We start from the raw sequence: 15,952 nt of genomic DNA on the forward strand, positions 1-15,952 counted from the left end.
TGTTTTCATTTTACCATGACTCTGGTTGCATATTGATCGGTCTCACGTTACGAAATCCCGGGAGGCCAAACACCGAGGCCGACAATGATTACGCATCGTCAAGATATCGACGGCCTGCGAGCCGTAGCCGTCATTTTTGTGATTCTTTATCACTGCGGATTTGATCGCATTCTCCCCGGCGGATTTATCGGGGTGGACATTTTTTTCGTGATATCGGGCTTCCTGATAACAAAAATAATCCTCGCCGAAGTAAGCGATGGCCGATTTTCGATCGGCAACTTCTACAGCCGTCGGGCCAAACGAATTCTTCCCGCTGTCGTGGCCATGTATGCTGTCGTGATGGCGGTTTCGTATTTTACGATGCTGCCTGACGAAAGCCTGCGGGTCTTCAAGTCAGTGACGTCCTCCGCGCTCTTTGCTTCCAATGCCTATTTCTATTTGACGACTGGATATTTCGATGATTCCGCGGAATTCAATCCGGTCCTGCACACATGGTCGTTGTCGGTCGAAGAGCAGTTCTACGTCATTTTTCCGCTGATCGTCATGGCAGCGAGCCGTTATGGCCGCAGGGCAACCGGGATAGCCATTGCGGGACTTTTCGCAGTCAGCATCATTGCTTCCATCATCGCTGTTCCAATCAACCGCTCTGCAGCTTTCTATCTTGTGCAATATCGCGCGTGGGAGCTGCTGGTAGGCTCCCTCATCGCAGCACCGGCATTGACGAAATTTTCCGATATGCGGATCAATAATGCGCTTTCGGCAATCGGCGCCTTGGCGATCGGCCTCAGCGCGCTGCTGTTGTCGAAAACCTCTGAGTTTCCAGGGCTAATGGCCTTACCCGCGACGGCAGGCACGGCTCTTATCATCTGGGCGGGTCCAGGCACGCTGGTCAGCAGGCTTCTATCATTGAGGGTCGCCACCTCGATAGGTTTGATCTCGTATTCCCTCTATTTGTGGCATTGGCCGATCTGGGTGTTTTCGAACCAGTACGGGGCGTGGGAGCATGGCTGGCAATTGGTGCCCGTCGCTTTGAGTTTTGTCGTCGCATATTTCTCGTGGCGATTTATCGAAACGCCCTTCCGAACGATGCGATACCGGCCTCTGGTGTCCGTGGCCGCCGGGGCTGCCTCAATTGCTTCCGTAGCAATGCTGGCATTCGTCGGGCAACTCGCCGCCGATCAAATGAAGGACGACAACAAGCTCGTTGAGCGGGTGGCGGAATTTGCCGATTACGACCCCTCGAAAGCCTTCCGCAGTGGAAAATGCTTCCTTACGTCAAACGACGGTATCGAAAAATACGATCGTGATACCTGCTTGGCTCTCTCAAATAGTCAGCAAAACATAGCGCTCATCGGTGATAGTCACGCTGCGCACCTATATCCGGGCTTGAAAACGCTGCCGGGGACCAACGTCCTTCAAGCTAACGCATCAGGATGCCGTCCTACTCTTGAAGCCGAAGGCGAAGAGCGCTGCCTAGACCTCATGAACTACGTCTTCAAAGAGTTTTTGCCGAGCCACAAGGTCGATGTTCTCGTGTTGGCCGGACGCTGGACTGAAGATGACGTCAAACTCATCAGAAAGACGGTGGACTACCTCTCACCCTTTGCCAAAAAGATCGTCGTCTTCGGACCAGTGGCAGAATATAAATCTTCCCTGCCGCGGCTGCTCGCTCATAGTCTCTATGAGAAGCAGCCATTTCATGCCGCCGATCATTTGGCGCCTCGGCAGCGCATCGGTGTAGATATTCACGACGCATTGGCCGGAAGCGGAGCAATGTACATCTCCACCTATAAGACCATGTGCAATCCCGACTGCATCGTGTGGACAAAAAGCGGGGACCCGGTGCAATTCGACTACGGGCACTTCACCGCTGACGGCTCCCGCCTGCTGATTTCAAAGGTCAAGCAGGACCTCATCGTTCAACGGTGAGGTCAGCCCACGCTGTGCGTTTTGAAACTGTCGATGAGGCAACTGTCGGTGTTCAGCTTGCGAACCGTCCATCCTGCAGAAACGACAGGGCTTGCCTCCACATGATCTTGTTGACCGGCAAGAAAGTGTGGTTGGCGGGAATGACGATATGCGCCGCGGCGCCGTCGAGGCGTGTGCTCTCCACCGACACCTTTCCATCATTCGGAATTCTAAGGCCGATGATCAGGGAAGAGACCGGGTCGATGGTCCGGTTCCCCGCGATGATGCCAAGTTCGTAATCGACCGTGCCGAACAGCTTGGTCATTGCGGTTTGATCGGTAATCAGCTGCTGCCCTGCCGGTCCATAGAACTTCCTGTAGAGCGGCCAGGTCTTGAGGAAATCGGCGATCTGGCTGCCGTTGTTCGGCGTTCCGACCATGACCACTCTTCCCAACTTCGGCGGGCGATGGTTCCGGAGAAAAGCACGGATAAGCAGCCCACCCATCGAATAACCGATGAAATGCACACGGCCGTCGCCTGCCTCCTGCACAGCCGCGTCGATCTGCGGCCGAACGATGTCGACAAGGTCGCCGATCGAAAACCTGGTGGAGGGGTAACCGACATTCGCAACCCGATACCCCTTCCCGGACAGGAAGGCTGCGAGCTTCTCCATGCTTTTCTTCGTCCGGGCAATGCCGTGAAAAAGGATGACTGTGTCGTTCATCAGGTGTCCATGCCGAATAGCCATTCATTCGAAATGGCTTGGTTGTGGCGTACGAATTGCTTAGATCGGAATCGATTTAAGGATAAGTTGTGCAGCATTCAAACTGCTGCAGCGTCCTTTGCGCAGCTGCAAAGACGCTCAGTGCTGCACAAAGAGAGAAATGCGGGCCGTGACGACCAGCATCAGACATATCGCCAAACTTGCAGGAACGTCGGTCTCTTCGGTCTCGCGTGTGCTCAACAACAGCGGCTACGCCTCGCCTGAGCTCCGGCATCGCGTAGAGTCGGCGATCCGGACACTGAACTACACACCCAGCAAGGGTGCCCGTATGCTGCGCGGTGCACCAAGCCGGATGATCGGGCTGATGCTGCCGTCGATTGACGTGCCGTTCTTCGGTATCCTCGCCCATGCCATCGAACAGGAACTGTTTCAGCACGGCTATCAGACGCTGATCTGCAGCACGGCGGAAAATATGGATCACGAGGCGCGCTATATTTCCATGCTGCTTGCCCAGCGCGTCGACGGTGTCATCGTCGCAAGCGCCTTCGGCAGCATCGAGCATTTCGGGGTGCTGCGGGATGCCGGTATACCGATCATCGCCATCGACCGTGAGCTGAGCGGCATCGCCGACGACGCTGTCATGGCCGATCATGCGGAAGGCGGACGGCTGATGGCGCGCCATCTGATCGACCTCGGCCACCGGGCGATCGCCATCGTCGGCGCGCCGGCACACAGCCAACCTATCCAGCTTCGCCTTCAGGGCATCACGGCGGAAATGGCCAAGGATGGCATCGCACCTGCCATCGTGGCGATGGCGGAAGAGCACAGCTTTGCGGAAACCTACCGACTGGCGCGAGAATTGCTGGCGTCTCGACCTGAGGTCACCGCGATCATCGGCACAACCGACGTTTCGGCGATTGCCGCAATCCATGCCGTCCAGGATCGCGGATTTTCCGTTCCGAACGACTATTCGGTCGTCGGCTTCGACGACCTGCCGGAGGCAGCCTATGTCTTTCCGCGGCTGACAACGGTCGCGCAGCCGATCCGCGATGTCGGGCAGCAAGCAGCACGGTTACTGGAAGCGCTGATCGAAGAGCACCAGACAGGGGACGCATCTCGGCAGGGTGCGATCGTAAAGGTGCCGGTCACGCTGATCGAGCGCGATTCCACCGGCCCCATCCGCAGCTGAGCAGGCGGTGCGGATCAGAGTGGCGCGGCGAAGCTAGGGTCGGACGATGACCTTGATCTCGCCCGGTAATGGCACGTTGCCCACCACGTCGGCGACCTCCTCGAGACCGATGGTTTTGGTGACCAGCGCGTCCAGCTCCAATGCCCCGTTTGCTACCATTGCAGCAGCGCGCGAATGGGTGAAAGGATTGAGGTAGGCCGGCCTGATATCGACTTCGTTCACCAGCAGATCGAAGGGCAGAACCGGCACCTCGACACCTGCCGGCGTGACCCCGAAAAGCACGAATGTGCCACCGCGCCGCGCCATCCTCAGACCGCTTTGAAGCGTATCGGGCACGCCGGCGCACTCGATGACCACGTCTGTGCCGCCTTTGGTAACCTCTCGCACGGAAGCGATCGTGTCGGAGGAGGCCGGGTCGAAGGCATGTGTCGCCCCCAGGCGCAAAGCGGTTTGGCGTCTCGACTGCTGGCGCGTGATCAAAATGATCTCGCTCGCCCCCGCCAGGCGGGCGAGTTGCACCATCAGCAGACCGATCACGCCCCCGCCGAGGATCGCGACGCTTTCACCCGCACGGATCCTTGCCTTGTCGATGGCGTGGATACAGCAGGCCAGCGGTTCACTGAAGGCGCCGTGAACGGGATCGAGGTTGGCCGGCAACACGAAGGCCTGCGCATGCGGCACCGCCACATATTCCGCAAAGCCGCCATCCCGCGTCACGCCGATGGCAGTCAAGCTCTCGCACAGGTTCGGCCGCGCCTGCGTGCAAGCCGGACAGATGCCGCAGGCGATATTGGGGTCGACCGTCACGAGCTCCCCGCCGCTAAACCGTGTCACACCATCGCCGATCTCTTCCACGATGCCGCAGAATTCGTGGCCCAGCGTGACGGGGATCGCTGTCGGATATTCGCCCTTGTACATGTGGCGATCGGAACCGCAGATGCCGGCTGCTGCCACCCGGATAAGCAGCTCGCCTGGCCCGGCAACCGGTTTCTCAACGTTGCGCATGGTCAAAGACCCGATCGACTCCAAGCGTACAGCCTTCATTCCACTCCCCCAGACCTAAAGTTCGATTGCCGGTCGTGCTGATGAAGCCGCCTTGTAGGATGATGCACCCGCGACGCGGCTCAAGCGCTCAGCTCATGACATTGCCGCCGTCGACATTGTAGCACTGCGCCACGATATATGCTGCATCAGGCCCGGCCAGGAAGGCAGCCATTGCAGCTTGTTCTTGGGGAGCGCCAAATCGTCCGGCGGGAACGGCGGCAGCCACGCGGCGCTTGACGTCACCGGGTTTCAAACCTTCCCGGCTGCCGAGTTTTGCATCGACGACGTCCCACATCGGCGTATCGACGACACCGGGAGCGATGGCGTTGACGTTGATGCCGTAACGGATCAGCTCCAGAGCGCAGCTTTGCGTGATGCTGATGACCGCCGCCTTGGATGCGCAGTAAGCCACAGCAGGTCCTTCGCCCCGACGCCCCGCCTGGGACGAGAAGTTGATGATGCGTCCACCTTCCCCTCTCTCCACCATGTGCCGGGCAACGGCCTGTGTCATGAAAATCACGCCTTCGATATTGACCTGAAATACCCTAGCGGTGCGCTCCCGGGATATTTCCAGAATGGACTCGACCTCGTAAATGCCTGCGGCATTGACCAGGATATCGATCTGACCGGCAGTGGCGATGGCGAAGCGTGCAGCTTCTTCGATGCTGTCCTGGCTGGTCACGTCAAGCGCCACACCCCAGGCATGCGGACCGATCGCTTCCGCCACCCGTGCGCATCGTTCACCGTCGAGATCCGCCACGACAACCCTGGCGCCTTCGGCGGCGAAGCGTTCGCATACGGCCTTGCCGATACCGCTCGCTCCCCCTGTGACCAATGCCACCTTGCCCGAGAGCCGCGCCGTTTCCGTATGGGTCATCGTACTGCCTCCCCACTCGGACCTGCGCCGGCAAGGGTGCCATGCGCGGCTGCCATAGTGAATAGCTTCATGTCTGCTCCTCCATTCTGACTGGATGGTTATTGGAACCGCCCTCTCCTGAGGCGACACCAATGGGCTAAGCGGATTGCGGGCTCGCCTCCTGCGCCTCTGGAAGGAGCACAGACATGTCGGGGATGCCATCGGTGGCCGTCGCACCCGCGAGGCAATGCGCAGCGGCAGCATGGGCGACGGCGCAAATATGCTCGACCGGCCAGTTCTCATGCAGACCGTAGAGCACGGCGGCACAGAAGGCGTCTCCTGCGCCGACCGTACTGACGATGTCATCAGGATCGACGGGTCGTGAACGCGTCATGATCGGGGAAGCGCCTGATGCAAACCAGAAGCAGATTTCCGGTGCATGGATGATCGCGCCTTTGGTGACGCCTGCGGCAAGCAGGCGCTCGCCCGCTTCCAAAAGCCCCGCCTCGATCAAATCTCCCTTCGCGTCGCGAACGACAACATCGGTTGCCCGACCCGCCTCCATCTCGTTGATGATCAGATAATCGCAGAAGGGCAGAGCGACGCCGACCTTGGACGCAAATTCCGGGTCTTCGCTCGATACGAAATCCACGCAGGTCGTGAGCCCGGCGCGGCGCGCAGCCTCCAGCAGGCGCGACGCTCCGGAACGACCGTCAGGGCCGATGCGGTCGAGACCCGGCAACAGCATGAGATAACCGAGATAGAACAGCCGATAGCCGGCCTCAGCGAAGGCGGCTGGTGAGACGAGCTCATCCGTGACGGCATCGTTGGCGCCGCCATGATAGAAGAAGGTGCGGTTCTGGCCGGGCACATTCATGACATGCGTATGCGCCGTCACCCGGTCGGCAAGCGCGGTCAACCCACCGACATCGACGCCGGCAAGTGTAAGGCGGGCCTTGACGATCTCCCCGTCCTGATCAGCGCCGATGCATCCCGCCGCCGCCAGCTTTCCGGGAAATCCGAGCGAGGCCAGATCGGTGACGACATTGGCCGCCCCGCCGCCCACGCCCAGATCCTGGTGCAGGATATGCGCGAGGTTGCCCTGTTCTGGCCAATAGGACAGGGTGTGGACGCGATCGACGATGAAGTTTCCCGCGCAGACGATGCCGCCGTGCTTCTGACTATCGCGATCGCAAACCTCCTCCCCGGCTCGCATCAGCTGACTCCTTCATTCCACAAGGGTCTCAGCGGCGGCTCATCTTCCTCGATCGCGGCAAAGCGCCCGATCGGTTCCAGAAAGAAATTGTCGCTGTTGTCGTCGTTGACCTGACTGACCTCGCCGACAAGGACAGGTCCGCCCCCTTTCCTGCCGTAAAAGCGGTGGTAAAGCCCGGTGCGGATCGTCACGCTTTGGCCAGGCTCAAGAATCAGCGGCTCCCATGCCGCGAGCCGGTGCGGCAGCCCGTCGACCGGAACCGTCACATCCTCCGTCAGCACATTGCCATCGGCGTCGGTTGCGGCGAATTCGATGACGAGATCGCCGCCGGCGCGATTGATGATGTCTTCCATCTTCGCCGCATGACGGTGGGTCGGCGTAAGCTGCCCTTCCTCGACGAAGAGCAGCTTTTCGGCATAGGTCCGCTCACCCCAGATATCAACGATGCCATTGCGCAGGCAAAACAGCACGAGGCCGCATTCGGCGAAGCGGTTCGAGCCGAAATCGGTGACATCCCAACCCAGCTCGATGGGCGCGCAAATAGGCCGATGCCTCGGGATGAGCGGCAAAATCCGCCGCCGTCCAGGAACCCCATGCCGGCAGGGACCAATGCCAGCGCTCGAGGGTCTCGGTTGCCCGCAGCAAGGCGGCGTTGATCGCGGAGCGCTGCATCAGACGGACACCCCGTCATACGCGACCGGCACCACGACGTCCTCGCGACCGGATTTGAGGGCTGCCGTCAGGACCGCATGATGCGCCTGCGCCTCGGCCGGCGTCGCACAGCCGAAACCGTTCGCATCCCCGCCGGCAAGCTCATCGACGAAGGCCGCCCACATCTGCTGTATGGCGTCGGCAAAACCGAATTCAAAGATCTTGCCTGTGATGGCCGGAAACAGCGAGCCATAACCGAGATCCTCGGTGCTCCAGGCCTGCGCTCCGCCATTATAATCCATCCACTGCCACTGGCGCGGCGACTTCGTGCTGAAGAATGCGCTTTTCTTCATGCCGAGAACCCTGATGTACCAGGTGTTGGATTCGCCGGGCGCGATGCGCCAGGTTTTCAGCACCATCGGGAAATCCTGATCCCCAGTGCGTACGCGGCTGCTGATCGTGGCATTGTCCCAGGTGGTGCAGGGCAGCATGCCGCCCTTGCCGTCGGGACGTTCGGTAACCTTCTTGACCAGTTGCGCATGCAGGGTCGTCGGGCGCCAGCCGAGACGCAGCGGCACGTGCAGCACATGCATGCCGAGATCACCCATGCAGCCATAGTCGCCATTGATCTCGGCCATACGCTTCCAGTTGATCGGCTTCTGCCGGTCGATATCCGAAGAGTGCAGGAAACCCGCCTCGACTTCGATTATATCCCCCATCTCGCCGCTTTTTGCGAGCGCGATGACCTTCTGTGCGCCGGGGAAGAAAGGCATTTCCGACGAGCAGCGGACCAGGAGTTCGGGATGCTCGGCGAGAACCGCCATGATTTCCCGATTCTGCGCGGCGTCCATGCCGAAGGGTTTTTCGCCGAGAAGATGTTTTCCGGCCTTCAGGACGTCGATGTAGAATTGCTGGTGCAGCACATGCGGGACGGCGCAATAGACCGCATCGACCTCGGGATTGGCCAGAAGCTCCCTGATAATCGGCGGTGAACTGCCGAACCGTCGGTACATGATCCTTGAACCAGTCGAGCAGCGTCGCGTTGGTATCACAGACGGCGACGATTTCCGGTCGCGCCTTCACATCGGCCAGATGCAGCCAGCGCGCCGCGGCACTCGCGAATTCGCGCCCCATCAGACCGCAGCCGATGACGCCGAAGCGGAATATTTTCGTCATGACATGCCCTCCCCAGACGCGCGTCAGCCAATATGCAGCGAGGCTTGCTCGACGGAAGCCTTGTCATGGACGATTGCCATCAAGGCCCGCGTCATGCCGCCGGGATTGTGATGCTGGATGACGTTGCGGCCATAGACGATGCCACGGGCGCCTTGCTCCATCAACTGCTTGGTGCGGATCAGGATTTCCTGATCGGAAACGCGGCCGCCGCCGCGCACCAGCACCGGCAGGCCCTGGGCGATTTCGACCACGCGGTGATATTCCTCGACATTGTCGCAGGGGTCGGCCTTGATGATATCGGCGCCGAGTTCAGCCGCCTGGCGCACGAGCGGCAGGATCTTGTCGATCGCGCCGTCGACCATATAGGCGCCCTTGGAATTGTCCTGCATGACGAGCGGCTCGACCATCAGCGGCATGCCGTAGATCTCGCACTCGCGTTTCAGGCTGTTCACATTGCGCACGCAGGCGCGGTAGACTTCCGGCTGGTCCGGCAGCATCAAAAGATTGACGACGACACAGGCAGCATCCAATGCAACGCCCTGTTCCACCGCCCTGTCGATCATTTCGGAAAACAGCTGAGACGGCAGGGGATTGCCATAGATGTTGGCGATGTCGGTGCGCAGCACCAGCGCCGGGCGATGCTTGCCGGGAATAGCCTGCAGCATGGGCGCCGTCCCCGGCGGCAGTTGGATGGCATCCGGCGCCGCTTGCGCGATCACCTCGATGGCAGTCTTCATGTTCTCGATGCCGGCGAGGAAAGTCCGTTCATTGAACATGCCGTGATCGATAGCAACGTCAAAACAATTTCCAGACACGCCGAAAAGTCGGTTCAACCGCGCGGATTTCATCAGCTTCCTCCCAATATGGCAACGTTTCCACATTCGAATAAACGCAGGAGAATTGCGAGTCAAGAAAATGTGGTAACGTTTCCATATTCGCTTTAATTGTCCATTTGGCGCGCTGAATTCGCCTCATCAGCCATGCAGGCCGTCGCGGCCCTGAGTCAGGCGGGGCCGCGCTGATACAATTGCAAGAGATCAGAAATCGTTTACGGTCGGAGATTTGCATAAGAGTATCGGTTTTTAGCTCCTCAAGCGCTAGTTTGCTCCCACTGGCCATTTAAATTGCATCCCACGCTCACCTTTGGAGGAATGGCTGACGTTTCGGGGTGAGTTGTCTTGGGAGGATCCATGAGACATTATTTGGCAGGCGCACTCGGCGCCTTTATTTCCGTAGCACTCAGCTCCACCGTTCTGGCTGAAACGCTGACAATCGCGACCGTGAACAACGGCGACATGATCCGGATGCAGAAGCTGACGGATGACTTCAAGGCGAAGAATCCGGGCATCGACCTTGAATGGGTAACCCTCGAAGAGAATGTGCTGCGCCAGAAGGTCACGACCGACATCGCGACCAAGGGCGGCCAGTACGACGTGCTGACGATCGGCACTTATGAAGTTCCGATCTGGGCGAAACAGGACTGGTTGCTGCCGCTCGACAATCTCGGCGCCAACTACGACGTCGACGACCTGCTGCCGGCCATCCGCAGCGGCCTGACTGTAGACGGCAAGCTCTATGCTGCGCCGTTCTATGGTGAAAGCTCGATGGTCATGTACCGCAAGGACCTGTTCGACGCTGCCGGCCTGAAAATGCCCGACGCGCCGACCTGGGACTTCATTGCCGACGCTGCCCGCAAGATCACCAACAAGGACAAGGAAGTCTACGGCATCTGCCTGCGCGGCAAGGCCGGCTGGGGCGAGAACATGGCCTTCCTGACGGCCATGTCCAATTCCTTCGGCGCCCGCTGGTTCGACGAGAAGTGGAAGCCGCAGTTCGATCAGCCGGAATGGAAGGACACGCTCGATTTCTACGTCAAGCTGATGAAGGATGCCGGCCCTCCGGGCGCCTCCTCCAACGGCTTCAACGAGAACCTGGCGCTGTTTCAGACCGGTAAGTGCGGCATGTGGATCGACGCAACGGTTGCCGCTTCCTTCGTCGCCGATCCGAAGCAGTCGCAGGTCGCCGACAAGGTCGGCTTCGCGCTCGCCCCGGACAAGGGCCTCGGCAAGCGCGGCAACTGGCTCTGGGCCTGGAGCCTCGCCATCCCGGCAGGTACCCAGAAGGCCGAAGCGGCTGAGAAGTTCGTCGCCTGGGCAACCAGCAAGGAATACAGCAACCTCGTCGCCGAGAAGGAAGGCTGGCTGAATGCACCTCCGGGCACCCGCAAATCGCTCTATGCGAATGCGGACTACCAGAAGGCGGCGTCGTTTGCCAAGATGACGCTCGACTCGATCGAGGCGGCCGATCCGACCAAGCCGACCGTCAAGCCGGTCCCCTATGTCGGCGTCCAGTTCGTGGCGATCCCGGAATTCCAGGGCATTGGTACGGCGGTGGGTCAGCAGTTCTCGGCAGCCCTTGCCGGCCAGATTTCGGTCGATCAGGCGTTGAAGAGCGCCCAGCAGCTGGCAACCCGGGAAATGACCAAAGCCGGCTACATCAAATAACAACCTCCTGAGCAAGAGGCGGATTCTTGACAATCCGCCCCTCTGGGCCGCCGATGCCCGAACTGCATCGGCGGCCGCTTTTTCAGACAAAGCCTTCCTGCGGCCGCTCCCCGCTTCAGATCAGATCGGTGATTGCCATGGCAACCTTGCATACCCGCTCCGCGGCGCGCCTGATGATTGCGCCCTCCGTGCTGCTCCTCTTTGCATGGATGATCGTCCCACTTGCGATGACGATCTATTTCTCGCTGCTGAACTACAATCTGCTCAGCCCCGGCATGGAGAGTTTCGTCGGTCTGCTCAACTACGAATACTTCCTGTCCGATCCGGCCTTCATCGCGGCGCTGATCAATACGCTGCTGCTCGTTGCCGGCGTGTTGCTGATCACCGTCATCGGCGGCATCGCCTTTGCGCTGCTGCTTGATCAGCCGATGTACGGACAGGGCATCGTGCGCATTCTGGTGATCGCGCCGTTCTTCGTCATGCCGACGGTGGCAGCACTGGTGTGGAAGAACATGTTCATGAACCCGGTCAACGGCCTGTTTGCCCATCTTGCCAAGGCGCTCGGCCTGCAGCCGATCGACTGGCTGGCGAATGCGCCGCTGTTCTCCGTCATTCTGATCGTCGCCTGGCAATGGCTGCCCTTTGCCACCCTCATCATGCTGACGGCGCTGCAGTCGCTTGACGAGGAGCAGAAGGAAGCCTCCGAAATGGACGGCGCCGGTCCGATCTCGAAATTCATCTACATCATCCTGCCGCACATGGCGCGGGCCATCACCGTGGTGATCCTGATCCAGACGATCTTCCTGCTTTCGGTCTTTGCCGAAATTCTCGTCACCACCAATGGCGGGCCGGGCACCGACAGCACCAACCTCACCTATCTCGTCTATGCCCAGGCGCTGCTGCAGTTCGATATCGGCGGCGCTTCGGCGGGCGGCATCGTCGCCGTCGTGCTTGCCAATATCGTCGCGATCTTCCTCGTCCGCCTCGTCGGCAAGAATCTGGAGGCTTGAGATGGCCAGAAAAGTCACAACGCAGCGCAAGGTCATCGTCACCGCGATCGCCTGGACGCTCGGCATCCTGATCTTCTTCCCGATCCTCTGGACGTTCCTGACCAGCTTCAAGTCGGAAGCCGATGCCATCGCCTCGCCACCGCAGTTCCTGTTCTTCCATTGGACGACGGAGAACTATGCGGAGGTGCAGAGCCGGTCGAACTATCTCAGCCACTTCATGAACTCGGTGATCATTTCCTTCGGCTCGACGCTGATCGGCCTGATCATCGCTATTCCCGCCGCCTGGGCGATGGCGTTTTCGCCGACCAAGCGGACCAAGGACGTGCTGATGTGGATGCTGTCGACCAAGATGATGCCGCCTGTGGGCGCGCTGATCCCGATCTACCTGCTGTTTCGCAATTCGGGCCTGCTCGACACGCGCACCGGCCTGGTGATTGTGCTGACACTGATCAATCTGCCGATCATCGTCTGGATGCTCTATACCTACTTCAAGGAAATCCCGGGCGAAATCCTCGAGGCGGCCCGCATGGACGGGGCATCGCTGATGAAGGAGATCGTCTACGTGCTGACGCCGATGGCGGTGCCCGGCATTGCCTCGACGCTGCTTTTGAACATCATCCTTGCCTGGAACGAGGCGTTCTGGACGCTCAATCTCACCGCCTCCAAGGCGGCGCCGCTGACGGCCTTCATCGCTTCCTATTCCAGTCCGGAAGGCCTGTTCTACGCCAAGCTGTCGGCGGCATCGACGATGGCGATCGCGCCGATCCTGATCCTTGGCTGGTTCAGCCAGAAACAACTCGTCCGCGGCCTGACCTTCGGCGCTGTGAAATAAGATAAAGGGAGACAAACATGGGCAGCATTACCCTTCAGAAGGTTTCCAAGGTCTTCGGCGAAGCCAAGGTCATCCCTTCGATCGATCTCGATATCAAGGACGGCGAGTTCGTCGTCTTCGTCGGCCCGTCGGGCTGCGGCAAGTCCACGCTGCTCAGGCTGATCGCCGGTCTCGAGGATGTCTCCGGCGGCAAGATCGTCATCGACGGCAGGGACGCCACCGAAAAGGCGCCGTCGGAACGCGGCCTGGCCATGGTGTTCCAGTCCTATGCGCTCTATCCGCATATGAGCGTGCGCAACAACATCGCCTTTCCGCTGAAGATGGCGGGCGTCGACAAGGCTGAGATCGACCGCAAGGTGAGCGATGCCGCCCGGGTGCTGAACCTTACCGATTATCTGGAGCGCAAGCCGCGCCAGCTGTCTGGCGGCCAGCGCCAGCGCGTGGCGATCGGCCGCGCCATCGTGCGCCAGCCTTCGGCCTTCCTGTTCGACGAACCGCTGTCGAACCTCGACGCAGCGCTGCGCGTCAACATGCGTCTCGAAATCAGCGAGCTGCATCAGCAGCTGAAGACGACAATGGTCTACGTCACCCACGACCAGGTCGAGGCGATGACCATGGCCGACAAGATCGTCGTCTTGAACAGGGGCAATATCGAGCAGGTCGGCTCGCCGCTCGAACTCTACAGCCGCCCCGCAACCTCTTCGTCGCCGGCTTCATCGGTTCGCCGAAGATGAACTTCATAACAGGCCAGAACGCCGCCGCGCTGAATGCACATACCATCGGCGTCCGGCCCGAACATCTGACCATTTCCACGGCCGAAGGCCTGTGGAAGGGTGAGGCGAGCGTCACCGAACATCTCGGCTCCGATACCTTCATCCATGTTCGCACCGAGGTGGCGGGCCTGCTGACGGTGCGGGTCTTGGGTGAGACGGGCATCCGCGCCGGGGAGACGGTTTATCTAACCCCCGATCCGGCGAGGATCCATAGATTCAACGAAAAGGGAGTGGCAAAGTAATGAAACGGCTTGAAGGAAAATCAGCGTTGATTACCGGTTCGGCGCGTGGCATCGGCCGAACGTTCGCAGAGGCTTACATCCGCGAGGGCGCTACCGTCGCAATCGCCGACATCAATTTCGAGCGCGCCGAACACACGGCCAGCGAACTTGGCGCATCCGCCTATGCACTGAAGATCGACGTTACCGATCAGACTTCCATCGACCAGGCGATTGCCGCTGTCGATGCCAAGACAGGCGGCATAGACATTCTCGTCAACAATGCCGCGCTTTTCGATCTTGCGCCGATCGCCGGCATTACCCGCGAGAGCTTCGATACACTTTTTGCCATCAACGTTTCGGGCACGCTCTTCACGCTGCAGGCAGCGGCGAAATCGATGATCGCGCGCGGCACGGGCGGCAAGATCATCAACATGGCGAGCCAGGCGGGACGACGCGGAGAGGCTCTGGTCGCCGTCTATTGCGCAACGAAAGCTGCTGTCATTTCCTTGACGCAGTCAGCCGGGCTCGACTTGATCAAGCACGGCATCAACGTCAACGCCATTGCACCCGGCGTCGTCGATGGCGAACATTGGGACGGCGTGGATGCGAAATTCGCAGAATACGAAAACCGCCCGCTTGGCGAGAAAAAGCGGCTGGTCGGTGAAGCTGTTCCCTTCGGCCGCATGGGGACGGCGGAAGACCTGGCCGGAATGGCAATCTTCCTCGCCTCGAAAGAAGCCGATTACATCGTCGCACAGACCTACAACGTCGATGGTGGTAACTGGATGAGCTAACCGCTATCCTCAACCCGGCTTATCCGTTGATGGAACAAGTGGAATGAGCGCCTCGACCAGCTTGACCAAGCCGTCGGTTGCCCGCAACGGAACATCGCGGCTGGCGCCGAAATTTGAGCACGTTCTGACCGCTGAAGACGATACCTTCCTCTGGCGGATCGACGACTATCCCTGGGCAAATTCGCTCTGGAATTTTCATCCGGAATTCGAGATACACCTTATCCGCAAATCGTCCGGCACGGCGTATGTTGGTGATTATATCGGCAATTTCGGTCCCGGCGATCTAACAATCGTCGGCAGCAATCTGCCACATGATTGGGTCTCGCATATTGGCAAAGGCGACAGGATCCCGGAACGGGATCTTGTCGTTCAATTTCATCCGGACAAAATTCGAGAAGCAAGCAGGTATCTGCCGGAGATGAAGCGCCTGGACACGCTTCTGACGGCCGCACAGCGTGGATTGCGATTTTCGGGGACTACAGCTCGACGTGCGACTCTTCTGCTCGAACGCATTGGAGCAGTTGGTGGGTTGGAAAGGCTGATCCGTTTCCTTCGCGTTCTGGAACTGCTGGCAGATTCCCGCGAATACGAACTTTTGTCATCGCCCGACTTCTCGCCGAATGTCGACGCGGCGACGCTGAACACCATGCAGCGGGCAATTCTCCATATCCACGGCCACTTTACTGAGAAAATTCAGCTCCCCGACGTCGCATCCGTAGTCAACATGTCGACAAACACCTTCAGCCGATTTTTTATCAAGAACACCGGACGCAGCTTTACGGATTACGTGGTGAGTTTGCGCATAGGCAGGGCCTGCAAATTGCTGTCGGAGTCCGATGAGACCGTGACGGATATCTGCTATGAAGTCGGCTACACCAACTTGTCGAACTTCAATCGCGCGTTTCTTCGCCATGTCGGCAAGACTCCATCCGTCTACCGGAAGGCCGCACGGGGAAAACGCGTTTCGCCCGACAGCTGACGACTATCCACTTTCAGATTGCTGCTTGCTGCGGCAAGTTGCCCATTGGCGGACTTGCGTCTCCGAGGCGGCCGA

Annotated in this window: 12 protein-coding genes and 3 pseudogenes; 8 read left to right on the top strand and 7 right to left on the bottom strand. The window is 59.6% G+C overall.

Annotation, left to right across the window (positions count from 1 at the left end; all coding sequences use genetic code 11):
- The first annotated feature begins 84 nt into the window (after positions 1-84).
- Positions 85-1,929 carry an acyltransferase family protein gene (locus MF410_RS15935; RefSeq protein ID WP_131711070.1) on the top strand — a complete coding sequence of 615 codons (1,845 nt, stop codon included), beginning with the start codon at positions 85-87 and terminating at the stop codon, positions 1,927-1,929.
- 52 nt (positions 1,930-1,981) lie between these two features.
- Here MF410_RS15935 and MF410_RS15940 read toward each other — a convergent pair whose 3' ends face one another.
- Positions 1,982-2,632 carry an alpha/beta fold hydrolase gene (locus MF410_RS15940; RefSeq protein WP_097623845.1) on the bottom strand — a complete coding sequence of 217 codons (651 nt, stop codon included), beginning with the start codon at positions 2,630-2,632 and terminating at the stop codon, positions 1,982-1,984.
- Positions 2,633-2,801: 169 nt separating this feature from the next.
- Here MF410_RS15940 and MF410_RS15945 point away from each other — a divergent pair, with 169 nt between their 5' ends.
- The gene (locus tag MF410_RS15945) at positions 2,802-3,821 is read left to right on the top strand and encodes a LacI family DNA-binding transcriptional regulator (RefSeq protein ID WP_097624163.1); all 1,020 of its coding nucleotides are present in this window, start codon (positions 2,802-2,804) and stop codon (positions 3,819-3,821) included.
- Positions 3,822-3,854: 33 nt separating this feature from the next.
- Here the strand turns inward: MF410_RS15945 and MF410_RS15950 are convergent, their stop codons facing one another.
- From MF410_RS15950 to MF410_RS15975, 6 genes and pseudogenes are all read right to left on the bottom strand, one after another.
- Complete coding sequence (locus tag MF410_RS15950; RefSeq protein WP_097623844.1) at positions 3,855-4,865, bottom strand: zinc-dependent alcohol dehydrogenase family protein; 1,011 nt, start codon at positions 4,863-4,865, stop codon at positions 3,855-3,857.
- Between the two features lie 88 nt (positions 4,866-4,953).
- A complete protein-coding gene (locus tag MF410_RS15955; protein WP_097623843.1) occupies positions 4,954-5,742 on the bottom strand; it encodes an L-iditol 2-dehydrogenase in 789 nt (262 codons plus the stop codon).
- A gap of 136 nt (positions 5,743-5,878) precedes the next feature.
- Complete coding sequence (locus tag MF410_RS15960; RefSeq protein ID WP_097623842.1) at positions 5,879-6,937, bottom strand: carbohydrate kinase family protein; 1,059 nt, start codon at positions 6,935-6,937, stop codon at positions 5,879-5,881.
- Positions 6,937-7,609, bottom strand: a pseudogene (locus MF410_RS15965) (D-lyxose/D-mannose family sugar isomerase). Before MF410_RS15965 ends, MF410_RS15960 begins: the two are co-directional and overlap by 1 nt.
- A pseudogene (locus MF410_RS15970) lies at positions 7,609-8,764 on the bottom strand (Gfo/Idh/MocA family oxidoreductase). The pseudogenes MF410_RS15965 and MF410_RS15970 overlap by 1 nt, the downstream one beginning before the upstream one ends.
- A gap of 23 nt (positions 8,765-8,787) precedes the next feature.
- The gene (locus tag MF410_RS15975; RefSeq protein ID WP_018072509.1) at positions 8,788-9,612 is read right to left on the bottom strand and encodes an aldolase; all 825 of its coding nucleotides are present in this window, start codon (positions 9,610-9,612) and stop codon (positions 8,788-8,790) included.
- A gap of 342 nt (positions 9,613-9,954) precedes the next feature.
- On the opposite strand from MF410_RS15975, the gene MF410_RS15980 reads away from it, so the two are divergent.
- The 6 genes and pseudogenes from MF410_RS15980 (at position 9,955) to MF410_RS16005 (ending at position 15,877) form a co-directional block, all read left to right on the top strand.
- Positions 9,955-11,268, top strand: coding sequence for a sugar ABC transporter substrate-binding protein (locus MF410_RS15980; RefSeq protein ID WP_222134984.1), 1,314 nt, complete (start codon positions 9,955-9,957; stop codon positions 11,266-11,268).
- 137 nt (positions 11,269-11,405) lie between these two features.
- Positions 11,406-12,278 carry a sugar ABC transporter permease gene (locus tag MF410_RS15985; protein WP_131711872.1) on the top strand — a complete coding sequence of 291 codons (873 nt, stop codon included), beginning with the start codon at positions 11,406-11,408 and terminating at the stop codon, positions 12,276-12,278.
- Between the two features lies 1 nt (position 12,279).
- A complete protein-coding gene (locus tag MF410_RS15990) occupies positions 12,280-13,110 on the top strand; it encodes a carbohydrate ABC transporter permease (protein ID WP_064819036.1) in 831 nt (276 codons plus the stop codon).
- Between the two features lie 17 nt (positions 13,111-13,127).
- A pseudogene (locus MF410_RS15995) lies at positions 13,128-14,125 on the top strand (ABC transporter ATP-binding protein).
- The gene (locus MF410_RS16000; protein WP_097624833.1) at positions 14,125-14,898 is read left to right on the top strand and encodes an L-iditol 2-dehydrogenase; all 774 of its coding nucleotides are present in this window, start codon (positions 14,125-14,127) and stop codon (positions 14,896-14,898) included. Before MF410_RS15995 ends, MF410_RS16000 begins: the two are co-directional and overlap by 1 nt.
- 43 nt (positions 14,899-14,941) lie before the next feature.
- A complete protein-coding gene (locus MF410_RS16005) occupies positions 14,942-15,877 on the top strand; it encodes an AraC family transcriptional regulator (protein WP_097624832.1) in 936 nt (311 codons plus the stop codon).
- Positions 15,878-15,952: the final 75 nt, after the last annotated feature.

Origin of the sequence: Rhizobium sp. C104, from assembly GCF_022354505.1 — a bacterium.
Lineage (GTDB): Bacteria > Pseudomonadota > Alphaproteobacteria > Rhizobiales > Rhizobiaceae > Rhizobium > Rhizobium redzepovicii.